This is a genomic window from Acinetobacter sp. YH12241, assembly GCF_013417535.1.
Lineage (GTDB): Bacteria > Pseudomonadota > Gammaproteobacteria > Pseudomonadales > Moraxellaceae > Acinetobacter.
In genome coordinates, this window is record NZ_VPDQ01000028.1 from 12,243 (window position 1) to 37,913 (window position 25,671).

The following is a 25,671-nucleotide window of genomic DNA, read 5'->3' on the forward strand; positions in this document are numbered from 1 at the left end:
TTACCCCAAGTGGTTAGAGTGATTTTGGTTCAATAAACGATCACGAAAGGGTACAGCAACGTGAAGCGTTTGAGAATCTATTTGCTGAAATGAAATAAAACGAATCGCTTTCGGGGGAACCGGATCATATCCAGAGCCACCCCACGGATGACAACGGCAAATACGCTTAGTAGCCAGCCACACACCACGTACAGCTCCATGTGTATGGACTGCTTCCAAGGAATATTGAGAACATGTTGGAATATAACGACAGCGTGGTCCCAATAAAGGACTAATCGCAATCTGATAGAAACGTATTAACCAATGCAGTAAACGTACCATTGGCCATCTCTACTTTTGTGGGGAGGATGATGCTATTTTGGAATGCTTTTTGGCAAGACGGTTGAGTTTCTGCCAGGCAAATTGTAATTGCTGATGCAACTCTGCGTTCGGCACTGCTTCTATACCTACTTTAGGCATAACCACAATATCCAAATCATCTAGTTGCTGTTGATGCAGGCGAAAACTTTCGCGAGCAAGTCGTTTTACTCGATTTCGTTCGTGCGCACGGCGCACTTTTTTCTTGGCAACAACTAAACCCAAACGGCTGTTTGGCAGTTCGGAATGTTTTGCAAGAAAAAGGAAATGGGGTTGATGCACTTTAAAAAGCGCACCATCAAAGACTCCTTTATAATCTGCAGCACAGCGTAAACGAAGCTCTGTACCAAAACTATAAAGTGTAGTCATAACACCCAAAATCGGCAAAGCCTAACTGATTAAACAGTTAAGCTATGACGACCTTTTGCACGACGGCGAGCTAGAACTTGACGACCAGCTTTAGTAGCCATACGAGCACGGAAACCATGAACGCGTTTACGCTTTAATTCAGATGGTTGGAATGTACGTTTCATATTGAAACTCCAAAAATGATCTTTCTATAAAGGTCCGCGATTTTAGTGCTCATTGCTTGAGCTGTCAATGCAAAAGCCACTTTCTTTTCAAATAAGACTGAAATCAAAATTGTAAATAGGGATTAAAAAAATTGTATTCAAATACCTATATATAAGTTAACCACAATATAACTATTTGTTTTAAAATTAAATATAAGTTATTAACACTTATATCAACATAGTTATCCACAACTTATGTGAAATCTAAATTTAACTCATGAGTTTTGAATTTAAATTTAAACTTTTTTTAGTTATCCACAAAAGAACCGAATCTTATAAATAAATTCAAATTTATAAATTTAAATTTATTACTATTAGGATGGACTTTTTCTGTGGAAAAGCTAATTTTGTATTAAATAAACAAAAACTTAGTTTGTGGATAAAACTGTTTTTATTAATTTTATACTTTGTGGATAACTTTGTGTTATATTTTATCCACAGCTTGCGGATAAACTTATCCACACCAGCTTTTTAAATTTAAATTTATCCACCATGACTGCTTTTTGCGCAAAATCTGTGGAAATTGCCATGACAGATGTGGATAACTTGGTTAGAATGGCGACCCGCTTTGGTCGCGGTCAGCCTTTTTGATTAACAATGGAATGAATAGGGGATTCACATGCTTTGGACAGACTGCTTAAATCGCTTGCGACAAGAGCTCTCTGGAAATGTCTTTACAATGTGGATTCGCCCGTTGGTTGCAGAAGAGCTGGACGATACCCTGCGTCTTTATGCACCTAATCCGTATTGGACGCGCTACATTCAAGAGCATCATCTGGAACTGATTTCGATTTTGGCCGAACAGCTGTCTGAAGGTCGCGTACGTAAAGTTGAAATTCTGGTGGATTCACGTCCAGGTGCAATTTTATCTGCCAGTGAACAGCCAGCGACGACAACAGCGGCTTTGGAATCTGCACCTGTGGTTGCGCCAGCACCGCGTCCTAAGAAAGAAAAAGAAGATTCAGGCAAAAATAGCCGTAAACGTCAGCTGAACCCTTTATTTACCTTCTCGTTATTTGTTGAAGGCCGTTCTAACCAGATGGCGGCTGAAACCTGTCGTAAGGTGTTAACCCAACTCGGGGCTTCACAACATAACCCGCTATTTTTATATGGTCCGACTGGTCTGGGTAAAACCCACTTGATGCAGGCAGTCGGGAATGCATTATTACAGGCAAAACCCAATGCCCGCGTAATGTATATGACTGCGGAAAGCTTTGTGCAGGATTTTGTCAGTTCCCTACAACAGGGCAAGGTTGAAGAGTTTAAGAAAAACTGCCGTTCACTGGATCTTTTGCTGGTTGATGATATTCATTTGCTGGCAGGTAAAGAAGCCAGTCTGGTGGAGTTCTTCTATACCTTTAACGCGTTGCTGGATGAATCGAAGCAAATTATTCTCACCTCGGATCGTTATCCTAAAGAATTGACCGAACTGGATCCACGTCTGGTTTCACGTTTTTCCTGGGGACTTTCTGTGGGTGTGGAACCACCCGATATTGAAACTCGCATTGAAATCTTGCTGAAAAAAGCTGAAAACACTGGTGTAGACTTACCACGTAACTGTGCGCTATTTATCGCCCAACAAGTGGTAGCGAACGTCCGTGAACTTGAAGGTGCGCTTAATAAAGTGGTGGCGATCTCGCGTTTTAAAGGAACGCCGATTGATCTGGATGTGGTACGTGAGTCTTTGAAAGATGTCCTCGCAATTCGTGCCCGTACCATCAGTACTGAAAATATCCAGCGTGTAGTGAGTGAGTATTTTCGCATTCCGCTTAAAGAGCTGGTAGGTCCAAAACGTACCCGTATTTATGCCCGTCCACGTCAGCTTGCAATGGGTCTGGCACGTGAACTGACTGGAGACAGTTTCCCGGAAATTGGTATGGCTTTTGGTGGTCGAGATCACAGTACAGTCATGCATGCCTGCGAAAAAGTACAGAGCTTGCGTGAAGAAGATCCGATCTTCAATGAGGACTATAAAAACCTGCAACGCCTGTTGCAGAGTTGACCTAAAACGCTCAAATTCTGTTCTTGCTATGCGGCCTGTTTTGCCGCATAGTTAACTGCTAAAAATTCAACTTTTATCTTATTAATCTTCAGCTTTAGAGGAATGTACCGTGCGTTTAAAAATCGCGAAAGAAAGCTTACTGAATGTTCTCTCACATGTCGTAGGAGCGGTTGAACGTCGCCATACCTTAAATATTCTTTCAAACCTGAAAATCCAGGTGACTGCTGAAGCTTTGACCGTCACCGGTTCGGATCTGGAAGTGGAACTGGTTGCCAGCACACAGTTGGCTGAAGGTGCATGCCTGCAAGCCGGTGAAACCACTGTTCCAGCACGTAAGCTGATTGATATCTGTAAATCTTTGCCATCAGCAGCCCTGATCGACCTGCAAATTACTGATGACCAGCGTTGTATCTTGAAATCTGGAAATAGTCGTTTTGTGCTCGGTACTTTGCCTGCGGATGACTATCCATTACTGAATACTGAAAATACCCAAGGTACACAAGTGACTGTGACTCAGCGCGAATTAAAGCGTCTGTTTGAAAAAACGGCTTTCGCAATGGCTGTGCAGGACGTACGTTTCTATCTGACCGGTACTTTACTTGAAATTGATGCCAATCAGCTTCGTGCGGTAACAACAGATGGTCACCGTCTGGCACTGTGTGAAACAGCAGCACAATCGACTGCAACTCAACCGATTCAAGCCATTGTTCCACGTAAGGCAGTCGCTGAATTGCAACGTTTATTAAGCGTTGAAGATGAGCAGCTTTCTCTGCTGATTGGTCGTGAATTATTGAATGTGACCATTCGCATGGCCAGCCGTGATAAAGAACAGACCGATATCACAGTTCGTTTCACTACGAAACTGATTGACGGTAAATTCCCGGACTACCGCCGTGTGATTCCACGTGGTGGCGACAAGAATGTGATTATTGCGCATGACGTGTTTAAGCAATCTTTACAACGCGTGGCTATTTTGAGTAATGAAAAACTGCGTGGCGTATTCCTGAACTTTAATGCCGGTTCATTACAACTTCGTGCCAATAACCCGGAACAGGATGAGGCGATTGAAGATCTGGCCATCCAGTATGCAGATGCACCACTGGAAATGTCATTCAATGCGCAATACCTGATTGAAGTGCTAGGGGTACTGGACGGTGAAGATGTATCGATGACCATGACTGAAGCGAATCAGTCTGTGCTGGTTCAGGATCCATCTCATACCGATCAGACTTATGTCGTGATGCCAATGCGTGTCTAAGCGACAGCTGAGCTAAGCCAACGCTATGCATATTACGCGTCTTCATATTGAACGTGTACGAAATTTAAAAACGGTTGCACTCCAGGGATTGCAACCGTTTAATGTTTTTTATGGCCAGAATGGTTCAGGCAAGACTTCAGTACTGGAAGCTATTCATTTACTGGCCACAGGACGTTCCTTTCGTACCCATATCCCGAAAAATTACATTCAGCATGGTGCCTCGGATGCGATTGTGTTCGCCCAATCGGAAACTGAAAAAGTCGGCATGCAAAAAATGGCCAGCGGGGAACAGCTGATTAAGGTCAATGGCGATGCGATTGCGACTCAAGGCCAGCTTGCTAAAATGTTGCCCTTACAACTGCTTGATCCACAAAGTACCGATATTATCGATCATGGCGCCAAACCACGTCGTCAGTTATTGGACTGGTTAATGTTCCACGTGGAACCAGAGTTTTATCATGCCTGGCAATATTATTCACGAGCCTTAAAACAGCGGAACAGCCTGCTTAAATCCAAACGTTTTCTAAGTTTGTCTGATCTGGAACCGTGGAACCAGATGCTGAGTGAGTATGGCGAGATTTTGCACTCCCAGCGTGTCGGCATCGTGGAACAGTGGAAGCCATTTTTTGAGGATGATCTCAAGCATCTACTGCCTGATCTGGAGATTTCTCTGGAATACAGCCCTGGCTTTCACAGCGAAAACGGCCTGCTGAATGACCTGACCAATCATCATGATAAAGATGTGGAACGACGCTATACCGAATATGGTCCACATCGCGCAGATTTGCGTCTCAAGACCCCTTTGGGGGATGCTGATGTGATCCTGTCCCGTGGACAAAAAAAGCTTTTAATGATGGCACTTAAACTGTCGCAAATCGCAATGCTGCATTCTTGTAATAAGGAAACTGTGGTATTATTAGATGATGTGACAGCAGAATTAGATTTAACCGCACAACAACGTTTAATTGAGCGATTGAGCCAGCTTGGTAGTCAAGTTTTTATTACCACTTTAGACCATGAATCAGTACAAAAGCACCTACATGATCTGTCTATCTCATATCAGTTATTCAATGTTGAAAACGGTACAGTTCAAGTTGTTGTGCAATAGTTTTTAAATTTTTACCTATCTTTGGATAAACCTATATTTCACTAGGGAGAAACCATGAGTTCAGAAGATCAAGCTGCTTCTCAAACAGAACAAACCACTGAAAAAGCTTATGATTCCTCTAGCATCAAGGTATTACGTGGTTTAGACGCAGTACGTAAGCGTCCAGGCATGTACATTGGTGATACAGACGATGGTACCGGCTTACACCACATGGTCTTCGAGGTCGTAGATAACTCGATTGATGAGGCGCTGGCAGGTCACTGTGATGAAATTTTAGTGACTATTCATGAAGATGAATCAGTTTCAGTATCAGACAATGGCCGTGGTATTCCGACCGACATTCACCCTGAAGAAGGCGTGTCTGCTGCAGAAGTGATTCTAACCATTCTGCATGCTGGCGGTAAGTTTGATGATAACAGCTATAAAGTTTCTGGCGGTCTGCACGGTGTAGGTGTATCCGTAGTAAATGCGTTGTCAGAAAAACTGGAACTAACCATTCATCGTGCCGGTAAAATCCATGAACAGGAATACCGTCATGGTGATCCACAATTCCCGTTAAAAGTGGTGGGTGAGACTGATAAGACCGGTACTCGCGTGCGTTTCTGGCCAAGTGCGGAAACCTTTAGCCAGACCATTTTTAATGTCGACATTCTGGCACGTCGTTTACGTGAACTGTCCTTCCTGAATGCAGGTGTACGAATCGTATTACGTGACGAACGTATTAATGCCGAATACATTTTTGACTATGAAGGCGGTTTGGCTGAGTTTGTTAAGTACATTAATCAGGGTAAAACCCACCTGAATGATATTTTCCATTTCACCACTCAGGCAGAAAATGGCATTGGGGTAGAAGTTGCACTGCAATGGAATGATTCTTATCAGGAAAATGTACGCTGCTTTACCAACAACATCCCGCAAAAGGATGGCGGTACTCACTTAGCCGGTTTCCGTGCAGCACTGACCCGTGGTTTAAATAACTACATGGACAGTGAAAATATCCTGAAAAAAGAAAAAGTTGTGGTTTCAGGTGATGATGCGCGTGAAGGTTTGACTGCGATTGTGTCAGTAAAAGTGCCGGATCCGAAATTCTCTTCACAAACCAAAGAAAAACTGGTATCGAGTGAAGTGAAATCTGCCGTTGAGCAGGCCATGAACAAGGCATTCTCTGAATATCTGTTAGAGAATCCACAGGCGGCTAAATCAATTGCAGGCAAGATCATTGATGCAGCGCGTGCCCGTGATGCGGCGCGTAAAGCCCGTGAAATGACCCGTCGTAAGAGCGCGCTCGATATTGCCGGCCTTCCGGGTAAACTGGCTGATTGTCAGGAAAAAGATCCAGCTTTATCTGAACTGTACCTGGTCGAAGGTGACTCTGCGGGCGGTTCTGCAAAACAGGGCCGTAACCGTAAGATGCAGGCAATTCTGCCGCTAAAAGGTAAGATCCTGAACGTGGAACGTGCCCGTTTTGACCGTATGATTTCTTCTGCAGAAGTGGGTACGCTGATTACGGCACTCGGCTGTGGGATTGGTCGTGAAGAATATAACCCGGACAAGCTGCGTTATCACAAAATCATCATCATGACCGATGCTGACGTGGATGGTTCACATATTCGTACGTTGCTGTTGACCTTCTTCTTCCGTCAAATGCCGGAACTGGTGGAACGCGGTCATATTTATATTGCACAGCCACCATTGTACAAGTTGAAAAAAGGCAAGCAGGAACAGTACATCAAGGACAATGATGCACTGGAAACTTACCTGATTTCGAATGCGATTGATGAGCTGGAACTGCATATCAGTGCCGATGCCCCTGCGATTCGTGGTGAAGCTCTGGCCAATGTGATTACTGATTATCAAACTTCACAGAAGAGCTTGGCACGTTTAACTGTACGTTATCCTGCAAGCTTGCTGGATGCGTTGATTTCACTGGAAGCATTCAAGCTGGATCAGCTGGAAGATAAAGCTTATGTGGAAACCTGGGGTGAAGACCTGCGTGCAGCGATTGAAAAAATCCAGCCAAGTTTACGTCCTGAATTGAGTCTGGAACGTTTTGAAAAAGATGTTGATGGCCAGATCGTAGAAAGCTGGTTACCACGGATTACAATTTATGTGCATAACCTGCCGCATCATTACCTGCTAGATGCTAGCCTGCTCAGCTCAAGTGAATATGCACGTTTACTGAAAAATTCGAAAAGCTGGTTCACGCTGCTTGAAGAGGGTGCTTATTTACAGAAAGGTGAGCGCAAGATTCTGGTCAGCAGTTTCCATCAGGTTTGGCAGCACATTCTGCAAGACTCTCGCCGCGGCATGATGATCCAGCGTTATAAAGGTCTGGGTGAGATGAACGCGGACCAGTTGTGGGAAACTACGATGGATCCGGAAAACCGTAACATGCTACAAGTGACGGTGCAGGATGCAATTGAAGCAGACCGTATGTTCTCTTGTCTGATGGGGGATGATGTGGAACCACGTCGTGCCTTCATTGAAGAAAATGCCTTGAATGCTGATATTGATACCTGATCTATCGGAATAAATCGAAACGAAAAAGCGCCTTTTAAGGCGCTTTTTTTACGTAAATTTTCTATTAATGCCGGATGAACTGTTTAGAATAATTTTAATCTAAGCAGTTTTTAGACCAATGATCCGCTGATATTAGGTTTCAAAAAAGCCTGGTTCAGTAGAATCAAGTCTTATTTATAAAGAGGTTTATCCATGGATAGCCAGCTTGAAGAAATACGTGAGATCTGGGCCAATGCATTCTACAGTGGCGACTATGATGTGCTGCGCCACTATGAACATCAGGACTTTCAGGTGGTTTTTGAACAGGAAGGCCGCGTAGAAGGAAGCTATCTGCGTTATGATCGGATTGCGCATGCGGTACAAAACGGTGTATGGAAACCGCTGAAGCCAGACATAGAATATGAAGAATACGAGTACAATGAAGACCAGACTGAATGCCGGATCTTGATTGGACTGGAAAATAATAAACAGCGTCTTCAAGAGATCTGGAAGCTAGAGGATGAATGGAAAATTCTAGAACTTAGATTTTTGAAATCCTAAAGTTCCAATGATTTATTAAGTTACTTCGAAATTTTCTAAAAATATTTGAATAGTGTTGTTTTAAATTTTGTTTGAACCCTGATCAATCGTGTGGATAACTGCAAAGTTATCCATATTTTTTTATGTGAATAAGATAGTATTTATCCACAAGTTATATTGTCTTTCTTATCTCTTAATTTTTTAAATTTAAATTTAATTTCTCTATCTTGTGGATAAGTGTTTTTAAATTTAAAATGGGTTTTTGAATTTAAAAGACTAGTTGGAGCCATATCTTCTATGTTCTTTAACGGCAACCAGTTCAGGTGAGTTTTTATCTGTTTTTAATGGTAAATTATATAAATAACTTAAAAATTAATGGTTTATATTGATATTGTAGATTTAATTAACAATAAGCGTGGAACATATTTTAATTCTAAAGATCTTCACTGTAGCTAAACTACATAATTAATTTAATAATCAAGTGAACTTTCATTTTTTTTCAATGAATCATAGGCTTATAGATTTTTCTAACTTTTACTTCTATAGCTTAATACTTTTTTAAGTTTAGTGATCACGTGACCTAGAGCCAGTTCATTTGATAAACAGACAATAGATCTGAGCTTTTAGAAACTGAAAATAGAAAAAAATACGGTTTATAAAATGGTGATCAAAAATAAAAAAAGCGCCTAACGGCGCTTTCTATTTTTTTAACGATTGTGTTTATGGGGTCAGAATAATCTTGCGGCAGTCTTCTTCACGTTTATCGAAAATACGATAGCCTTCAGCAGCTTCTTCCAGTTTCATGCGATGGGTGATAATCACTTCTGGAGACAGCTGGCCATTTTCTACATATTCAAGTAATTGTGGCAGGAATTTATGCACATGCGTTTGACCCATTTTAAAGGTCAATCCTTTATCAAAGGCATCACCAAACAGGAAGCCATGAATTGGACCAGCATATACGCCTGGCACACTCACCACACCACCACGGCGTACTGCGGCGATACATTGACGTAGGGCAAAGCCGCTCGAACCTTCAATTTTTAGATTCGTCATCACAGTTTCAAGCAAACTGCCTTTGGCCTCGAAACCAATCGCATCAATGACGGCATCAACACCACGATGACCGGCAGTATTTTGAATAATATATTCAGCTGCATCGACTTCATCAAAATTCACTGGAATTGCACCATAAGTTTGATGGGCGAAACGCAGACGGTAAGGGTGGTGATCGACCATAAAGATCTGTTCGGCACCCAGCATACGTGCGCAGGCAGCCGACAGTAAACCAACTGGACCAGCACCATAAATCGCAACACTGGAGCCGCGAGTGACCTGGGCATTGGTTACAGCCTGCCATGCAGTAGGCAAGATATCAGTCAGAAACAGGACTTTTTCATCCGGTAATGATCCTGGCACTTTAAATGGGCCCACATTACCTTTAGGCACACGAACATATTCAGCCTGTCCGCCTGGTACACCGCCATATAAATGGCTATAACCAAACAGAGCCGCACCTGGTGGAATTTGTTTCTTATTGATAATTGCACCACGGCCAGTATTGGTATTTTCACAGGCAGCCATCAGTTCATGTTCACAGAAAAAACAGTGACCACATGCAATCACGAAAGGAATAATTACCCGGTCGCCTTTTTTGACTTCTGTGACTTCAGGGCCGACTTCTTCTACAATTCCCATAAATTCATGGCCGAAAATATCGCCATCTTCAGTGGCCGGGATTTTACCCCGGTATAGATGCAGATCTGAGCCACAGATGGCAGTCGCTGTCACCCTTAAAATGACGTCATCTGGTTCCTGAATCACTGGATCTGGAACGGATTCAACTCGTACATCCCGAGCACCATGATAGGTAAGAGCACGCATGCGGATTTCCTCTCTCTAGTTCAACATTAAACAGACTCGTATCAAGGCTGCCAAAAATAAAAAACACTTTTATTAGAGACTTATGCGCCAAGAAATCGCTGTAAATTAATGTATGAAATAAGACATCCGAGTGTTTAAAAAATAAACTTATATAGGATTTGCGTAATTCACTACAAAATATGTCAAAAAACGGTTTCGATAAAAAAATCAGGGAAAAGATGGAGAGAGCAATATATAAAAAGTATAAAAAAGAGATTAGCTCCAGTTGCAGCTAATCTCTAAGATTTGAATCAAGGTTTAAAACTTAACCTTCCTGAAAAGATTGCTCCAAACTTTCTAGCTCCATCATCAGTTCTAGCATTTGCTCTTCGGCAGTTTCCAGTTTCTGTTTCAGTTCAGTTTGCTCGTTCATAAGTTTCAGCAAGTCATCTTTACGTGCAGCTTCATATAAAGCGCTATCTGCCAGCAATTCTTCAATTTCTGCCAGACGCGGTTGTAACTTGTCAATTTGCGCTTCGCATTTTTCGATATTCTTGCGAATCGGACGAGTCTGCTCACGACGCTGAGCGGCCAGTTTGCGCTGTGCTTCCTTATCTACTTTGGCTACCACCACAGGTTTAGCTTCTGTTTCTACTACCTGTGCTTTGGCTAAGGCATTCTGTGCATTGATCTGCTGTTGACGCGCTTCACGTAACCATTTGGCATAGTCCTGCAAATCACCCTCAAATTCGGTACAACGTCCGGCATGTACTAACAGCAATTCATCACATACTGTCGCAATCAATTGACGTTCATGCGAAACGAGTACCACCGCACCTTCAAAATCCTGCAAAGCCATAGTCAGGGCATGGCGCATATCCAGATCCAGATGGTTTGTCGGTTCATCCAGAATCAGTACATTTGGACGCTGCCAAACAATTAAAGCCAAAGCCAAACGTGCACGTTCACCCCCAGAGAAACTCTCACATGGGGTATCCATGCGCTCACCGCTAAAACCGAAACTGCCGAGGAAAGAGCGTAAAGAAGCTTCACTGATTTTTGGATCGGCGATGCGCGCCAGTTGTAGCATTGGGCTGGCATTAGCATCCAAAGCATCCATCTGGTGTTGAGCAAAATAACCAATATTGAGTAATTCTGAGGCTTTACGTTGACCATTTAATAAGGGCAAATCTCCGACTAAGGTTTTGATTAGGGTTGATTTACCCGCACCATTCATTCCCAGTAAACCAATGCGAGAATTTGGGGTGATTTGCAGGTTAATTTTGCTGGCAATCGATTTATCGCCATAACCAATTTCCGCCTGTTCCAAGGCCAGAAGTGGTGAACTCATTTTAGTGGGTTCACGGAAGCTGAAGGTAAAAGGCGTATCTACATGAGCAGGGGCGAGATCCTGCATACGCTCCAGCATTTTGATCCGGCTTTGGGCCTGACGTGCTTTAGTTGCTTTGGCTTTGAAACGGTCAATAAATTTTTGTAAATGTGCTCGGGCTTCCTGCTGTTTCTCAAAGGCCTGTTGCTGTTGCGCCAGACGCTCGCTACGGGTCACTTCAAAAGTTGAATAATTACCGGTATAGAGGGTGAGTTCCTGATTTTCGATATGCAGAATATGATCCGTCACGGCATCCAGAAAATCACGGTCATGCGAAATTAGCACTAAAGTGCCTTCATACGCCTTTAACCAGTCTTCGAGCCACAAAATCGCATCCAGATCCAAGTGGTTGGTCGGTTCATCGAGTAATAGCAGGTCTGAACGGCTCATCAGGGTACGGGCCAAATTCAAACGCATCCGCCAACCGCCTGAAAAGCTGGAAACATCCAGGCGAATCTGATGATCCATAAAGCCTAAACCAGCCATTAACTGTGCTGCTTTCGATGGAGCAGAATAGCCATGAATCTCGTCAAAACGGCCATGTAGCTGTGCCAGTTCTGCATCAGAAAGCTGTTCCGTATGCGCTAGTTTAGCCTGTATATCCCAATACTCTTCATCGCCTGACAGAACAAAATCAATGGCTGGCATATCTAGGGCTTTAATTTCCTGAGCCATATGCGCTACGGTCCAAACGGATGGACGGGTTAGCGAACCCTCATCTGCACTGAGCTCACCTAAAAGAGCCGCAAACAGGGTAGATTTTCCTGCGCCATTCACGCCGGTTAAACCAATTTTCCAGCCGGGATGAAGCTGCATGGAGGCTTTTTGAAATAACACTCGCCCACCACGGCGTAACGAAACTTGGTCTAACTGAATCATTGAACTTACTAACAAGGGCAAAAGAGAATGCCGCTATTCTAATGGAAAGCCGGGAGAAAACAAAAAATCTTCGTTGCAGTTTATCCTGTTCAGGCTTTAAAAATTTATAGATTCATATATGATGAACTATGTTTTGAGTAAATACTCTATTTTGTTTAAAAACCGAAAGATAGAGCCATCAAGGCTCATAATAATATTGAGTAGAATAAAAATGAAAAAAGGATTTTTAATTTTATCTGCACTGGGCCTATGGGCTTCGAGTGCACATGCTGCCCCAGTCAATGTCTGTGTATTTGATTTACTGGGAAAATCGGGTGAATCCTTCAAACTGCTGGAAGAATGGGCATTAGCCAGCAAGCAGTGGGGGGCTACGGTTCAATTGATTGCTTATCAGGATGAAGCCAAAGTCGATCAGGATGCCAAAGCCGGAAAATGCGATGGCTTCTATATGACCTCCATGCGCGCGCGAGCTTATAACAAATTTGCAGGCTCCATTGATGCCATTGGCGGCGTTCCTAATAATGACATTGCCATGAAAGCGGTGAGTTATGTGCTGGATAAGCGTAATACCAAGCGCATGACCACTCAGATTGGCAAGGAAAAATTTGAAGTAGCCGGTATTGGCCAGATTGGTCCTGCTTATATCTTTGTCCGTGATCGTAATATGAACAAGCTAGAACATATTAAGGGCAAGAAGTTTGCTGTGCTGCATTATGACTATGCCCAAACCATTATGGTGAACCGGGTAGAAGCTGTACCGGTAAATTCGGAAATTTCCAATTTCATCCGTAAATTTAATCAGGGTGAAGTGGATATTGTGGCAGCGCCCGCTTATGCCTTTAAACCTCTCGAAGTGACCAAAGGACTGGGCCAAAAAGGAGCCATGATTAACTTTCCGGTGGTCAATGTCACAGCAGATCTGATTATTCGACCGGATAAATTTCCGGAACAGTTTGCAGCCAATTCCCGACAATGGTTTGTTAAGCAGTTACCACGCAGCTTCGCGATGGTAAAACGGATGGAAGCAGAAATCCCGCGTAAATATGTTCTGAACCTGAGTCGTGAGGAACAGGTCAGTTATCAGAAAATTCTGCGTGAAGGGCGTATGGATTTAACCAAACAGGGCATCTATGATGCTGGCATGATGACGGTATTAAAACGGGCACGCTGTACTGTGGAAAGAACCAATTTCGAATGCTCAATTAGTGGTGAATAGTTTTAAAATCATGTATATCTTTGTAACTACAGCGAATGAAATGTAATTCAAAGTAGCTAAGCTAAAATATTAAGATGCTGATATATTTATAAAAAAATAAGATAAAAGAAATCAAGAAAAACTGATTTATCTTTATAGGCCAAAAAGCCGCTTTTATCTGGAGTAAATGCTCTATTTTTTTGAAATAAATTTGCTTAATATTTGACGCGTGTACGGACACTCAGCTAACAACAAGATTTCAAAGGATAACTAAAATGAAAAAAACACTCTTATCATTGGCTGCATTTTCTGCATTTGGTTTTGCAGGTGTGGCACATGCAGAAAAGGTCGATATCTGTGTGTTTGACCTACTTGGTAAATCTGGCGAGTCTTTCCAGATGGCTCAGGAATGGGCACTGGCAGCAAAAGGCTGGGGCGCAGATATTAATCTGATCGCTCGTCAGGATGAAGCCGTCGCTGACAATGACTTTAAGGCTGGCAAATGTGATGGCGTATTCATGACCGCCATGCGTGCCCGTCAATATAACAAGTTTGCCGGTTCAATCGATGCCTTAGGTGGTGCTCCAAGTAATGCCATTGCACAGCGTGCGATTAGCTTCGCTTTGGATAAGCGTAATGCCGCTAAAATGGTTACGACCATGGGCGGTAAAAAATATGAGGTGGCCGGGATTGCGCCATTAGGTTCAGCTTTTATCTTTGTACGTGACAAAAACATCAACTCTATTGAAAAAGCCGCAGGGAAGAAGTTTGCTGTTCTTGGCTATGATGATGCGCAAAAAATCATGGTTCAACGTGTAGGTGCTCAGGCCGTAGTGTCTGATGTATCCAACTTCGTGGCCAAGTTTAATAATGGCCAAGTCGATATGGTGGGCGCACCGGCGTATGCGTACAAGCCACTCGAAATCTATAAAGGTCTGGGCAATAGCGGTGCGATGTTTAACTTCCCGGTACTGCATGTCACCTCTGACTTTGTGATCCGTCCGGAGAAATTCCCAGCCGGTTTTGGCCAGAAGTCTCGTGACTGGTTCATTAAAAATCTGCCTAAGAGCATGGCGATGATTAATCGTCTGGAAGCCGGTATTCCAGCAAAATATAAGCTGAATCTGAGCGCGGAAGACAAAACCAAGTACCAGAAGTTATTACGTGAAGGACGTATGGATATGACCAAGCGTGGAATCTATGATGCCAGCATGATGTCGGTATTGAAACGTGCACGTTGCTCTGTCGATAAGGCCAACTTTGAATGTTCACTTTCTGGCGAATAATTTGATTTTTAAGGAAAAAAGCTTAGATTTATCTAAGCTTTTTTTATATTAAACAAAGTCAGATCTGCCATTGCAGATCACGGTAAAGCAGTTAAGCTGATTAAAAATAATGCTTTCATGTTTAGTATAAAAAACAATAACATGTAGCACTTAAAGCAGATAACAAAAACAAGGCAATCAAGGAAAGCAAAATGATGCAGAGAGGATGGAAAGCCCTGGCTGTAGGTGCAGCACTCGCGGCAGTTTCAGGTCTGGCTCAGGCTAAACAGGTGGTATGTGTATTCGATCTGGTCGGCAAAAATGGTGACGTTTATGCTGTAATGAAAGACTATCAGCTGGCTGCAAAAAACTGGGGTGCTGATATCGAGCTCAGGGTAAATACCAATGAAGCCGTCGTCGCAGAAGATTTTAAAGCTGGTAAATGTGACGGGATCAGTGTCACTGGTATGCGTGGCCGTCAGTTCAACCGTTTTACTGGTTCACTCGATGCGATTGGTGCAATTCCTGATCTGAACCTGGCGGTAAAAGTTATGCAAGGCCTGGCGAGTCCGACCTTTGCCAAGCTCATGGTTCAAGGCAAGTATGAAGTCGCAGGGGTAATTCCGGTAGGCGATGCCTTCCTGATGGTCAATGACCGGAGTATTAATACTGTTGCAAAAGCAGCAGGTAAAAAAATTGCTGTACTTGACTATGACGAAGCACAAAAAATCATGGTTCAACAGGTGGGTGCACAGGCAGTCAGCGCCGATGTGACCAACTTTGGCTCTAAATTTAACAATGGTCAGGTCGATATTATTGGCGCGCCGGCTGCTGTATTTAAACCGCTAGAACTGCATAAAGGTTTGGGTAGCAAGGGTGCTATTGTGAATTATCCGGTATTGCAGGTCACCGGTAATATTATTATTCGTCCAGATAAATTCCCGGCAGGATATGGACAAAAATCACGTGAATGGGTGAAAAGCCAGTTACCACGTGCTTTTGGAATTTTGGGTAAAATGAAGGCAGATATTCCCTCTAAATACTGGATGGATATTCCTGAAGCAGATAAGCCAGGTTACCAAAAGCTGATGCGTGATTCGCGGATTGATCTGACCAAACGGGGTATTTATGATAAACGCATGATGAAGTTACTCTGGCAATTCCGCTGCAAGCAAAATCCGAAAAACTTCGAATGTGCATTACAGGATGAGAACTATAAACAATCCTGATAAAATTACTCTGATTTGACTTTTAATCTGTACAGACTGACCATATATTGAGTGTGTTATACTTGAAATATGGTCTTTTCTTTTTAAAGACATTCCATTCAACAGAGGAATCCGCCATGAATGCTCAAGCGCTTGTGCTCACCGACAATGCCGCAAATAAAGTACGCCAGTTGCGTGACAGTGAAGGTAACCAAGACTTAATGCTCCGTGTGTATGTCACTGGTGGCGGCTGTTCAGGTTTCTCTTATGGCTTTAACTTTGCGGAAAGCCAAAATGAAGATGATGCAGAATTCGTCAATGGCGATGTCAAAATGCTGGTCGATTCTCTGAGCTATCAATATCTGGTCGGTTCAGTGGTTGACTATGTTGAAGGTCTGGAAGGTTCACGTTTTGTGGTACAAAACCCGAATGCGACCACGACCTGTGGTTGTGGATCTTCATTCTCGATCTAATACCTATCAAGTTGAATAAAAAAGTCCTCGTATGAGGACTTTTTTATATCTGAAGAAAGCTTAGCTTTCCAGTTTGACCGCTTCAAGCAGGTCAAAAATCACTGTAGTGACATCCTGACTCAGTTCGCGGTTATTAAATATCTCGTAGGCTGTAATGGTAATGTCCGTATCACTCGGCAACAGACGCTGTTCTTCCTCAATCAAGTCATTGATCGGTAACAAAGTCTGTTTCACTTGCAGATGCAAAATATCCTTAAATTCAAGATTTTCATCATCCAGCTCGATCAGCTGTTCATTGAAATAAGGCAGCAAAATTGAATGAAGATAAGGTTGAATATCCTCGATATCAAAGATCTCGATATCACGGGTTTCATCAATCGTACTAATGTGGTCATTTACTTCAATTAAAATATGGTAGTAACTCACATGAATCTCCAAGAAAGTTGGCCTAAGACGTCCTACTGTTCTTCACAATAACATGAAATGAAACCAAGTTGTATTTTTACTAGCCTAAACACATAAATAATATAGGGAATTAAAACCTGAATGTTATCGGGTATACAATAGGGTCTTGTCTGCCGGGCGTAGTTTGAAATCTTGCAGATTCTGTTCACCCAATACAGGATACATTAAGGCTTCCGGATCATTATGATGATAGAGACCCAAGGCATGGCCCAGCTCATGTGCCAAAGTTAAACGTAAATCATCTTTGGCATCAAACTGGTAAATCTGGATCTTATCTCCCATAAAAATACCCTTATGAAACTGGCGTGGGGGAAAACGCTGCTGGGCCTGCTGGATATTTCGCTGATGGCTTTGCACACTGTTTTGATGAACAGAAACTTGCTGATTAAATGAAGATAGCTGTTCCTGAAGATAGGCATATTCGCGCTTAAAACTTTCCAGTTTAGGCTTGAGCATTTCCATCTCATACTGAAGCTGTTCACGCTCGGCAGATGAGCTGGCTTGTTGACGGCGTTGCAATAAGGTTTGAAATTCAAACTCAAGCTGACTTTTTTGCTGGATCAGTCGTTGTTGCTGATCTTCCAGATTTTTCTGTGAAACTTGCAGATTGCTGACTTCACGCTGATATCTGGCTTCATCGGCAAGTAACTTTTTTTCGACCTTTTTAAAGGCTTCATAGTCCTGTTGGCGTTGATCATAGATCAGTTGAATGGCCAGCTGAGCATTCTCATCATAAACCATCAGATCATCGCGATTGGTTCCTTCATGCCAGATCTGAATCGCTTCCTGACTTAATTGAATGACCTCATCACGGGTCAGGCCAAAGCCAGGATCGACCTGGTCAATCCGGAAACGTAAGCGGGTATCGAAAGGATGGGTCAAACGGTCAGTCAGGGAATTAAATTTTAATTGTGGATGGGTCTTGGTTTGTAGATACAAAAACAGTGACACAATGAAAACGACAATCCCCAGAAAGCTTAAAAGACGCATAGTGTTTTTTTAAATATTGTTTGGCTCAATGTAGCTAAAAAACCAGCAAAATCCTAGCGTCAGAGCGATAAAAAGTGGCAATAAAAAACCGTGCTTATGCACGGTTCTGTTCAGGTCAGATTATGATTTTTTACCTTTCCACTGTTCAACCTGTCTTGGCATATTGGAATGATAGATAAAACCAAGGCCTATACCATTCAATAAGAAGATCATAAATTCAATTAAATATTTCAGGTTATAGGAATGTCTGGTTTGGTGATTAAAGGCATACAGCGTGATTTCAGATTTAAAGATCTGGAAAATAATATAGCTCAGCAATCCAATAGCTAGAATGATAAAACCTTTTCCGGAAGGGTAACGCTGAGGTACAGCCAGGATCAGTAATACAATGATAGCAATCAGGAAACCCAAGGAAAAAGAAGCTTCAATTCCGAAAGTTTGCAGGTAATTAAAAGGCGCGAGTACCACATTCGGCGGTAAGATCAGAAGCAGATTGCCCATCGGGTAGAGCAGCATGATCGCAAGCCCGGAAGCCAGAAGAAAAAGCTTAACAAAATTCTGCATACATTTTTATTTTTAAGTTATTTATTTCATTATAGTTTAATTAAAAAAGATTCTATTGCCTATGTATTGAACAAAAAAAAGACCGCATAAAATGCGGTCTTTTTCTCAAAGTGACAAATTATTTTTTATCATCTTTTACTTCAGTGAATTCAGCATCAACTACGCCGTCATCTGCTTTTTGGGCTTGGCCTTCGCCGCCTTGGAATGCATTAGGATCGAAACCTTGTGCACCGCCTTGGCCTTGAGCTGCTTCATAAGCACGTTGAGTGATCGGCATAATAATGTTTTGCAATGCTTCAGTTTTCGCTTTGATTGCTTCAACATCATTTTCTTTCGTAGACGCTTCTAACTCAGAAACCGCAGTTTCGATTGCAGTTTTTTCGTCAGCAGTCACTTGTTCGCCAAGATCTTTTACTGCTTTTTGAGCAGAAGAAACTAGTGCATCCGCTTCGTTACGTGCTTTTGCAAGCTCTTCGAACTTACGGTCTTCTTCAGCATTTGCTTCAGCATCTTTGATCATTGCTTCGATTTCAGCATCAGACAAACCTGAGTTTGCTTTGATCTGGATAGATTGCTCTTTACCAGTGCTCTTATCTTTCGCAGATACTTTCAAGATACCATCCGCGTTGATGTCGAACGATACTTCAATTTGTGGCACACCACGTGGAGCAGGTGGGATGTCGCCTAACTGGAAGTTACCCAACAATTTGTTTTGTTGAGCCATTTTACGTTCACCTTGGTAAACTGAAATGTCTACAGCAGGCTGGTTGTCCGCAGCAGTTGAGAACACCTGAGATTTCTTCGCAGGAATCGTCGTGTTTTTCTCAATGATTGGAGTCAACACGCCACCCATGGTTTCAATACCAAGAGTTAGTGGAGTTACGTCAAGAAGAAGTACGTCAGTTTTATCACCAGACAATACCGCACCTTGGATCGCAGCACCCATTGCGACTGCTTCGTCCGGGTTCACGTCTTTACGTGGCTCGCGACCGAAGAATTCTTGTACTTTTTGTTGTACAAGTGGCATACGAGACTGACCACCTACCAAAATTACGTCAGAGATGTCAGAAGTTGAAAGACCTGCATCTTTCAGCGCAATCTTACAAGGCTCGATGGTACGAGCTACAAGATCAGCAACTAAACCTTCAAGTTTTGCACGAGTTACATTGATCACTAAGTGTTTAGGACCAGTCGCATCTGCAGTGATGTATGGAAGGTTGATTTCAGTTGCGTTAGAAGAAGAAAGCTCGATTTTTGCTTTTTCAGCTGCTTCTTTCAGACGTTGTAACGCAAGTGGATCGTTTTTCAAGTTAACGTTTTGTTCTTTCTTGAACTCTTCAACCAGGTAGTCGATCAATGCGTTATCGAAGTCTTCCCCACCAAGGAAGGTATCACCATTAGTTGATAACACTTCGATTTGCTGGTCGCCATCAAGGTCAGCAATTTCAATGATTGAAACGTCGAATGTACCACCACCCAAGTCGTATACCGCAACTTTACGGTCGCCTTCTTTCTTGTCCATACCGAACGCAAGCGCCGCCGCAGTTGGTTCGTTGATGATACGTTTAACTTCTAGGCCTGCAATTTTACCTGCATCCTTAGTTGCTTGACGTTGTGCATCGTTGAAGTAAGCAGGAACAGTAATCACCGCTTCAGTGACTGTTTCACCCAGGTAGTCTTCTGCAGTTTTCTTCATTTTTTTCAGAACTTCTGCAGAGATCTGTTGTGGAGCAAGTTTCTTGTCGTTTACTTCAACCCAAGCATCGCCATTGTCAGCTTTCAGGATTTTGTAAGGAACCAGACCGATATCTTTTTGTACTGCCTGGTCTTCATAACGACGACCGATCAGACGTTTGATCGCGAATAATGTGTTTTTAGGGTTGGTTACCGCTTGGCGTTTAGCTGATTGACCAACAAGGATCTCGCCATCTTTGTACGCAATAATAGATGGAGTTGTACGTGCGCCTTCAGCGTTTTCGATAACTTTAACTTTGTCGCCTTCAAGTACTGCAACACATGAGTTTGTAGTACCTAAGTCAATACCAATGATTTTAGCCATTTGGATGTTTCCTCAAAAATTCTTTTATTCCCAAATTTTTCCCTTTAACAAAGGGAAATTAAAAGGGATTTACTTGTTATCCGATATGAGAGCCGTTCAATTTTTTTCAAGTAAATTTTTAGAAAAAATTTCACAAACTCCCGATTTATTTAGCTTAAGCGCCAACCATGACCATTGCAGGACGTAATAAACGACCATTGAGGGCATAGCCTTTTTGCAAGACTGTACCGATTTCATTAGATTTGGCATTTGGATCAATACCGACTGCCTGATGCAATTCAGCATTAAAACCATTTGCGGTATCAACTGCGACTACACCAAATTTCTCTAGTGTATTGAGCAACGCTTTCAGGGTCAGTTCTACGCCTTCACGTAACGGGCCCTGTTCTTCCCCTGCAGCAACAATCGCGCGCTCCAGGTTATCCACTGTATCTAGCAGCTCTTTAGAGAACTTTTCCAGCACAGTGTCTTTATGCTTTTCTGATTCACGCTGAATACGTTCTACACTTTTTTGTGCTTCGTAAACTGCATTGGCAGTGCGTGCTTTTTCTAACTTTAAGTCACCTTCAAGTTGTGCAATCTGCTCTTGTAAAGATTCAACGGTAACTTCTACTTGCTCAGGTTCAGCTTGAGTTTGCTCTACCTCTTGTGTCGCTTGCTCTTGCTCAAGATCTTGAGCTTGTTCGTTCTGCTCAGTTGCCATTGATTTACTCCGTTTAAATGGGTTCTTAAACATGTACAGTCCTTGGGCGTCAGAGTTAACTGCGTTAATACTGAACTGCCATGATTGAAATTTTTAATTATTTAAAGAAATCGGGGCAGGGGCAAAAAATTCAAGCACAAGTACAGATTAATTTTAGGATTTATTTGGATTTAATGACTTTCATAAATGTAGCATCGTATTTTTAGATAGAAATAATAATTTTTATCTGTTTTAAATATTTTTAAGACCGGTGCATCATAGCGTCATTAACAGCGACCTTGTTCTGAGGAGGGAGCTGAACCAGGTTGCTGTTGCCTTATTTTTTAAGCTGTTTTTTCCAGTCGGATCCCTCACACATGGTCCGGCTTTTTTTTGTCCAGATTATTTTTTAGACATAAAAGCGATTAATAACTAAGCAATAAAGTATTACACAAAAAATGAGCAACGCTATATTATTCATTTCAGATTCTATCGCTGTAGTTTCTTCTCTTTTTAGAAATGTGTTTTCGTGGCTTATCTTTTCTCTAGATAAGCCTTTTTTTTGCCTGAAATTTGCTACGGTTTTCGACCTATAAAATGAGATCATCTTCATCAAGACTATACTGAGTGAAAACATTTCTTCTATTCAAAGAAAATAACTGGAATGAGATCAAAACCATAAAACTGCGCCCATAAAAAAGCTCTGATTAAATCAGAGCTTCTCTTTTCATTTATATTTTACTTAATCACGACGATTACGTGGTCGCTGCTGTTCCTGTTTACGTCGCTGATCATTCCAGTGTGGATTATTGGAGCGGTTTTGTTGAACCCGTTTACGCTGCTGTTCTGCCACTTTTTTATGTTGTTCCAGTTGCTGGCGACGTTTACCTTCAGCCTGCGCCTGTTTCTGACGCTGGTTACTCAGATTTTTGCGTTGCTGTTCCAGACGTTGTCGTTCCAGTTGAGTTTTACGACGGTCCAGTTCTATTTGCCGACGCCGTTCCTGTTCCCAGTTACGCTGCTGAATATTTTTGCGACGTTCCAGTTCCAGTCTCTTACGCTGCTGTTCGTATTCCCAGCGCTGCCGGTCATAGCGACGATCCTGATCATAACGATAGTCATAACCTCGATCACGACGGTCATAACGTCCGTCATAATAACCATCATCAGGAAAAGCCACACAGCCTACGGCTAAAAATGCAGTGGCTAAGGATACCGTTATTATTCTTATCGCCATAAGCTATCTCCTTTTATACAGACTTCTACATCAAAGTCGCAAAAGTGCTGTAAAAATCTCACTTAAACTGTCAATGACATCTGATTAAATTCAGGTTAGCGTATTTGGCAGATGATCTATGTACATTGATATTAAGACTTATATAAGAATATGGTCACTAAAACCCTAATCATGTAGAAAAAATGAAGAATTATGGGAAAAGGATGAAAACTCATGGGTGTGAATAATCCGGTCACAAAATTTGTAATGGATAAGGGGCAGGGCACTGCAGCACGCTTGCTGGATTGCCTGCCGAGCTTTGCACAAGAACGTCTGGTAAAAGCATTGGATTATCCTTATGACTATCCTGATTTGGATCCTTATATAAAATGCTTGATGGCGATTCAGATTAAACAGGGAGAGCACAGTTTTATTAGTGAAGATGCGGTGCAGTCACGTCAACTGTTTGATGAACGCATGAAAGCTATTCAGGTGAAACCGACGCCGGTCAAGGCAGTCGAGGATCTGCGTTTGCCATTGCAAAATGGCACTATCTTTGCCCGACATTATCATCCGGCACCACAGAAAAAATTGCCGATGGTCATTTTCTATCATGGTGGTGCATTTATAGTGGGTGGTCTGGATACGCATGATGAGTTCTGCCGTTTATTGGCGGTACATGCCAAGGTGCAGGTACTCAGCGTGGCTTATCCGCTAACGCCCGAATACAGTCCTTTGCAGATGGTACAGGTCTGTGAAGATGCTCTGGCTTGGGTACATCAAAACATTAAGCAGCTGAAAATCTATAAAAACCAGATTGTAGTGGCAGGGGATAGTGCAGGTGGAAATCTGGCGGCAGTAGTTGCGCAGCGGAGTGCCGATAAAATCTATGCACCTCGCGCACAGTTATTGCTTTACCCGGCTGTCGATTTTAAAAGCCGCCATCCTTCTTTTTATGCATACAATCAGGGCCTGGTACTTTCAGCTCAGGATATTGATCTGGTGACCAAGCTATATGCTGAAACACATCAGGTCGAACTGGACGATCCGCTGATTTCACCGACCTATGGTGAACTGAAGAATCTACCGCCTGCCTATGTGATTACCGCCCGTCATGATGTGTTGCATGATGAGGGTTCAATCTATGCTCTGAAGTTACGTGAGAATGGGGTACGAGTGTACTATCGGGAATATACGGATCAGGCACATGGTTTTATCAATCTGACCCCAATTCATAAACGTTCGAAAAAGCAGGTTATTGAACTCAGCAAGAATTTCCGTAAATTCCTGGATAAAAAGATCTGATTCAAAAATAGATGTAAAAAAGGTGTTTCACGTGAAACACCTTTTTTATTTTTTATGGATCTTGGCTTCTGGAAAGACTAAATTAAATTTAGGTACATAAAAGCTTTGTAAATATTTAGCTTTAGAAAAATCTGGGAATATATCCTGAGTATCTTGCCACTCTGCTTGAATGAGCTTGGATAAATAACCCCGGAATTGAGGGCTAAACTGATAATGCTGGGATTTCCAGGTTTGCCGGATTTTTAGCATGGAGCTTGGAAGATGATGACTATTTAAATAGAAAGAACGAGGAGATTTAGGTTTTTTAAGACGAAGCGTCATGCTTTGCTCACGATAAGTAATGCGGCAAATCGTTTCCTGTCCCTGTTCTTGCCAGTCAAACTCTGCATATTCTTTAGGAATACCCCACAAGTGCTGACCATGCACAATAGATTCATGAGTAGAGACATAAATTTTCGGAATAGTCGAAAGACGCCGTCTGCTAATTAAAGGATGATCCATAATGAGCAATTCATCATAAGGGCCCACAGGAGAATGATGATAGCGCACTAATAGAACCTGAACGACACGGCCGAGTGGAGATGGCGCAATCCGAAAACTTTGAAATTCACGAATGAAATGAGGGGTAATCCAGTAATTTAGAATAAAACCCTCCCCCTGCAAATGCCAGGGCGGAAATTGATGGACGCTTTTCTCCTGTAGTAATGCATGGCTCATTATTATTCTCTTGTCTTTAGTCGGCAGGTCACTGCATTATTAGTCATGAAAGATTAATATGTTGTGAATCTCAACCTTTCTTTATCAGTAGATGAGTTAAAAAATGTTAAAAAAATCATTATCTGCTATCGCGTTGATCGCATTTAGCTTGCCAAGTTTTGCTGCCAATACCCTGATCGAGATGAAGACCTCATCCGGTAATATCGAAATTGAACTCTTTAATGACAAAGCACCGATTACGGTGAAAAACTTTGAAGAATATGTCAAAAGCAACTTCTATACAGGAACCATTTTCCATCGGGTCATTCCTGGTTTCATGATTCAGGGCGGAGGCTTTGATCTCAACATGCAGGAAAAAGCCAATAATAAAGCTTCAATCAAGAATGAATCAGATAATGGTTTGCAAAACAAACGTGGCACTTTGGCCATGGCACGTACCAACGACCCTAATTCGGCGAAAGCGCAGTTCTTTATTAACTTGGTAGATAACAGTTTTCTGGATCGTTCACCAAGAAATGCTGGATATGCAGTATTTGGCCGGGTCACAAAAGGTATGGAAGTAGTCGATAAGATCGCTCAAGTACCTACTCAGAACTATGGCATGCATCAGGATGTTCCGAAAACAGCTGTGAAAATCAACAGTGTGACCATTAAAGCACCAAGCGTGAAAAAGTAAGTGAAAAATAAAACATAAATGTTTTGTTTATATTTTCTTTGGAATATTATGAACTTATGTAACAATTGGTAGGAAAATGAACTAATTTGGTGCATAAAAATGAAACAGTCATGATTGGTGTGCGTTAAAAGCACTTGCTTGTGTAGGAAATTGCCCTATAATGAGCTCATACCGACGAGATAGACGGAAATGAACGAAACGCGAAGCGTTGAGTTGTTAAGTTTATCGAAGTCCAGCTTCTGGCATTGACGAGATGTTAGAAAGATCATTAAGAGATTATGAAGAACAACTTGTGTGGATTTTTACTGGTTGATTGATCGAAATTATTTTCATTGATTGAATGGTAGAAATTACTCGAAGTTTATTTGAGAAATATTTGTCAGAAAAT

At 42.2% G+C, this 25,671-nt stretch carries 23 protein-coding genes; 11 read left to right on the forward strand and 12 right to left on the reverse strand.

The features are described from left to right. The 3 genes from yidD to rpmH are packed head-to-tail and all read right to left on the reverse strand — an operon-like array spanning position 1 to position 890. Entirely contained in the window at positions 1–321 is a 321-nt protein-coding gene (yidD, locus tag FTV18_RS12940) for a membrane protein insertion efficiency factor YidD (protein ID WP_005233127.1), read from the reverse strand. A gap of 9 nt (positions 322–330) precedes the next feature. Continuing rightward, positions 331–726, reverse strand: a complete 396-nt coding sequence (gene rnpA / locus FTV18_RS12945; RefSeq protein WP_034706193.1) for a ribonuclease P protein component — start codon at positions 724–726, stop codon at positions 331–333. 29 nt (positions 727–755) lie between these two features. Further along, positions 756–890, reverse strand: a complete 135-nt coding sequence (rpmH, locus tag FTV18_RS12950; RefSeq protein WP_000831329.1) for a 50S ribosomal protein L34 — start codon at positions 888–890, stop codon at positions 756–758. A 658-nt stretch (positions 891–1,548) separates the two neighbouring features. Between rpmH and dnaA the strand changes: the two genes are divergently transcribed. The 5 genes from dnaA to FTV18_RS12975 all read left to right on the forward strand — a co-directional run bounded on the left by dnaA (position 1,549) and on the right by FTV18_RS12975 (position 8,357). Continuing rightward, positions 1,549–2,931, forward strand: coding sequence for a chromosomal replication initiator protein DnaA (gene dnaA, locus FTV18_RS12955; RefSeq protein WP_004780349.1), 1,383 nt, complete (start codon positions 1,549–1,551; stop codon positions 2,929–2,931). Between the two features lie 109 nt (positions 2,932–3,040). Beyond that, the gene (gene dnaN / locus FTV18_RS12960) at positions 3,041–4,189 is read left to right on the forward strand and encodes a DNA polymerase III subunit beta (RefSeq protein WP_159124285.1); all 1,149 of its coding nucleotides are present in this window, start codon (positions 3,041–3,043) and stop codon (positions 4,187–4,189) included. A gap of 25 nt (positions 4,190–4,214) precedes the next feature. Then, positions 4,215–5,297, forward strand: a complete 1,083-nt coding sequence (gene recF / locus FTV18_RS12965) for a DNA replication/repair protein RecF (RefSeq protein WP_166139276.1) — start codon at positions 4,215–4,217, stop codon at positions 5,295–5,297. 54 nt (positions 5,298–5,351) lie between these two features. Further along, positions 5,352–7,817, forward strand: coding sequence for a DNA topoisomerase (ATP-hydrolyzing) subunit B (gyrB, locus tag FTV18_RS12970; RefSeq protein ID WP_180018425.1), 2,466 nt, complete (start codon positions 5,352–5,354; stop codon positions 7,815–7,817). Positions 7,818–8,009: 192 nt separating this feature from the next. Continuing rightward, positions 8,010–8,357, forward strand: a complete 348-nt coding sequence (locus FTV18_RS12975; protein ID WP_180012252.1) for a hypothetical protein — start codon at positions 8,010–8,012, stop codon at positions 8,355–8,357. Between the two features lie 699 nt (positions 8,358–9,056). Here the strand turns inward: FTV18_RS12975 and FTV18_RS12980 are convergent. Together FTV18_RS12980 and FTV18_RS12985 are read right to left on the reverse strand one after the other, a co-directional pair. Beyond that, positions 9,057–10,220 (reverse strand): zinc-dependent alcohol dehydrogenase, encoded by a 1,164-nt coding sequence (locus tag FTV18_RS12980; RefSeq protein ID WP_159124281.1) that lies wholly within the window; start codon positions 10,218–10,220, stop codon positions 9,057–9,059. Positions 10,221–10,524: 304 nt separating this feature from the next. Next, on the reverse strand, positions 10,525–12,468 hold the full coding sequence (locus tag FTV18_RS12985; RefSeq protein WP_179993061.1) for an ATP-binding cassette domain-containing protein: 1,944 nt from the start codon (positions 12,466–12,468) through the stop codon (positions 10,525–10,527). Between the two features lie 211 nt (positions 12,469–12,679). On the opposite strand from FTV18_RS12985, the gene FTV18_RS12990 reads away from it, so the two are divergent. The 4 genes from FTV18_RS12990 (at position 12,680) to erpA (ending at position 16,609) form a co-directional block, all read left to right on the forward strand. Further along, positions 12,680–13,684: a putative solute-binding protein gene (locus tag FTV18_RS12990; RefSeq protein ID WP_159124291.1), complete on the forward strand. Its 1,005-nt coding sequence runs from the start codon at positions 12,680–12,682 to the stop codon at positions 13,682–13,684. A gap of 254 nt (positions 13,685–13,938) precedes the next feature. Beyond that, positions 13,939–14,949 (forward strand): putative solute-binding protein, encoded by a 1,011-nt coding sequence (locus FTV18_RS12995; RefSeq protein WP_004780360.1) that lies wholly within the window; start codon positions 13,939–13,941, stop codon positions 14,947–14,949. 194 nt (positions 14,950–15,143) lie between these two features. Continuing rightward, positions 15,144–16,157 carry a putative solute-binding protein gene (locus FTV18_RS13000; RefSeq protein WP_180018435.1) on the forward strand — a complete coding sequence of 338 codons (1,014 nt, stop codon included), beginning with the start codon at positions 15,144–15,146 and terminating at the stop codon, positions 16,155–16,157. A gap of 116 nt (positions 16,158–16,273) precedes the next feature. Further along, a complete protein-coding gene (gene erpA, locus FTV18_RS13005) occupies positions 16,274–16,609 on the forward strand; it encodes an iron-sulfur cluster insertion protein ErpA (RefSeq protein ID WP_004780362.1) in 336 nt (111 codons plus the stop codon). Positions 16,610–16,669: 60 nt separating this feature from the next. Here the strand turns inward: erpA and FTV18_RS13010 are convergent, their stop codons facing one another. From FTV18_RS13010 to FTV18_RS13035, 6 genes are all read right to left on the reverse strand, one after another. Continuing rightward, positions 16,670–17,047 (reverse strand): hypothetical protein, encoded by a 378-nt coding sequence (locus tag FTV18_RS13010; RefSeq protein ID WP_162835342.1) that lies wholly within the window; start codon positions 17,045–17,047, stop codon positions 16,670–16,672. Between the two features lie 111 nt (positions 17,048–17,158). Then, the gene (locus FTV18_RS13015) at positions 17,159–18,064 is read right to left on the reverse strand and encodes a matrixin family metalloprotease (protein ID WP_180018427.1); all 906 of its coding nucleotides are present in this window, start codon (positions 18,062–18,064) and stop codon (positions 17,159–17,161) included. 120 nt (positions 18,065–18,184) lie between these two features. Further along, positions 18,185–18,580 (reverse strand): hypothetical protein, encoded by a 396-nt coding sequence (locus tag FTV18_RS13020; protein WP_257218537.1) that lies wholly within the window; start codon positions 18,578–18,580, stop codon positions 18,185–18,187. A 166-nt stretch (positions 18,581–18,746) separates the two neighbouring features. Next, positions 18,747–20,687 (reverse strand): molecular chaperone DnaK, encoded by a 1,941-nt coding sequence (gene dnaK / locus FTV18_RS13025; RefSeq protein ID WP_104426786.1) that lies wholly within the window; start codon positions 20,685–20,687, stop codon positions 18,747–18,749. A gap of 154 nt (positions 20,688–20,841) precedes the next feature. Further along, complete coding sequence (gene grpE, locus FTV18_RS13030) at positions 20,842–21,390, reverse strand: nucleotide exchange factor GrpE (RefSeq protein WP_166138659.1); 549 nt, start codon at positions 21,388–21,390, stop codon at positions 20,842–20,844. 721 nt (positions 21,391–22,111) lie between these two features. After that, on the reverse strand, positions 22,112–22,606 hold the full coding sequence (locus FTV18_RS13035; RefSeq protein ID WP_180018429.1) for a hypothetical protein: 495 nt from the start codon (positions 22,604–22,606) through the stop codon (positions 22,112–22,114). Positions 22,607–22,819: 213 nt separating this feature from the next. On the opposite strand from FTV18_RS13035, the gene FTV18_RS13040 reads away from it, so the two are divergent. Further along, positions 22,820–23,890, forward strand: coding sequence for an alpha/beta hydrolase (locus FTV18_RS13040; RefSeq protein ID WP_180018431.1), 1,071 nt, complete (start codon positions 22,820–22,822; stop codon positions 23,888–23,890). Positions 23,891–23,935: 45 nt separating this feature from the next. Here the strand turns inward: FTV18_RS13040 and FTV18_RS13045 are convergent, their stop codons facing one another. After that, entirely contained in the window at positions 23,936–24,607 is a 672-nt protein-coding gene (locus FTV18_RS13045; protein WP_179993066.1) for an acetoacetate decarboxylase family protein, read from the reverse strand. Between the two features lie 103 nt (positions 24,608–24,710). Between FTV18_RS13045 and FTV18_RS13050 the strand changes: the two genes are divergently transcribed. Continuing rightward, positions 24,711–25,283, forward strand: a complete 573-nt coding sequence (locus FTV18_RS13050) for a peptidylprolyl isomerase (RefSeq protein ID WP_104426782.1) — start codon at positions 24,711–24,713, stop codon at positions 25,281–25,283. Positions 25,284–25,671 lie beyond the last annotated feature (388 nt).

What these genes read in the sequence shown, in the direction of transcription:
- yidD (WP_005233127.1), bottom strand. Translation starts at nt 321, where the DNA reads ATGGTACGTTTACTGCATTGGTTAATACGTTTCTATCAGATTGCGATT.
- rnpA (WP_034706193.1), bottom strand. Translation starts at nt 726, where the DNA reads ATGACTACACTTTATAGTTTTGGTACAGAGCTTCGTTTACGCTGTGCT.
- rpmH (WP_000831329.1), bottom strand. Translation starts at nt 890, where the DNA reads ATGAAACGTACATTCCAACCATCTGAATTAAAGCGTAAACGCGTTCAT.
- dnaA (WP_004780349.1), top strand. Translation starts at nt 1,549, where the DNA reads ATGCTTTGGACAGACTGCTTAAATCGCTTGCGACAAGAGCTCTCTGGA.
- recF (WP_166139276.1), top strand. Translation starts at nt 4,215, where the DNA reads ATGCATATTACGCGTCTTCATATTGAACGTGTACGAAATTTAAAAACG.
- gyrB (WP_180018425.1), top strand. Translation starts at nt 5,352, where the DNA reads ATGAGTTCAGAAGATCAAGCTGCTTCTCAAACAGAACAAACCACTGAA.
- FTV18_RS12975 (WP_180012252.1), top strand. Translation starts at nt 8,010, where the DNA reads ATGGATAGCCAGCTTGAAGAAATACGTGAGATCTGGGCCAATGCATTC.
- FTV18_RS12980 (WP_159124281.1), bottom strand. Translation starts at nt 10,220, where the DNA reads ATGCGTGCTCTTACCTATCATGGTGCTCGGGATGTACGAGTTGAATCC.
- FTV18_RS12985 (WP_179993061.1), bottom strand. Translation starts at nt 12,468, where the DNA reads ATGATTCAGTTAGACCAAGTTTCGTTACGCCGTGGTGGGCGAGTGTTA.
- FTV18_RS12990 (WP_159124291.1), top strand. Translation starts at nt 12,680, where the DNA reads ATGAAAAAAGGATTTTTAATTTTATCTGCACTGGGCCTATGGGCTTCG.
- FTV18_RS12995 (WP_004780360.1), top strand. Translation starts at nt 13,939, where the DNA reads ATGAAAAAAACACTCTTATCATTGGCTGCATTTTCTGCATTTGGTTTT.
- FTV18_RS13000 (WP_180018435.1), top strand. Translation starts at nt 15,144, where the DNA reads ATGCAGAGAGGATGGAAAGCCCTGGCTGTAGGTGCAGCACTCGCGGCA.
- erpA (WP_004780362.1), top strand. Translation starts at nt 16,274, where the DNA reads ATGAATGCTCAAGCGCTTGTGCTCACCGACAATGCCGCAAATAAAGTA.
- FTV18_RS13015 (WP_180018427.1), bottom strand. Translation starts at nt 18,064, where the DNA reads ATGCGTCTTTTAAGCTTTCTGGGGATTGTCGTTTTCATTGTGTCACTG.
- FTV18_RS13020 (WP_257218537.1), bottom strand. Translation starts at nt 18,580, where the DNA reads ATGCTGCTCTACCCGATGGGCAATCTGCTTCTGATCTTACCGCCGAAT.
- dnaK (WP_104426786.1), bottom strand. Translation starts at nt 20,687, where the DNA reads ATGGCTAAAATCATTGGTATTGACTTAGGTACTACAAACTCATGTGTT.
- grpE (WP_166138659.1), bottom strand. Translation starts at nt 21,390, where the DNA reads ATGGCAACTGAGCAGAACGAACAAGCTCAAGATCTTGAGCAAGAGCAA.
- FTV18_RS13035 (WP_180018429.1), bottom strand. Translation starts at nt 22,606, where the DNA reads ATGGCGATAAGAATAATAACGGTATCCTTAGCCACTGCATTTTTAGCC.
- FTV18_RS13040 (WP_180018431.1), top strand. Translation starts at nt 22,820, where the DNA reads ATGGGTGTGAATAATCCGGTCACAAAATTTGTAATGGATAAGGGGCAG.
- FTV18_RS13045 (WP_179993066.1), bottom strand. Translation starts at nt 24,607, where the DNA reads ATGAGCCATGCATTACTACAGGAGAAAAGCGTCCATCAATTTCCGCCC.
- FTV18_RS13050 (WP_104426782.1), top strand. Translation starts at nt 24,711, where the DNA reads ATGTTAAAAAAATCATTATCTGCTATCGCGTTGATCGCATTTAGCTTG.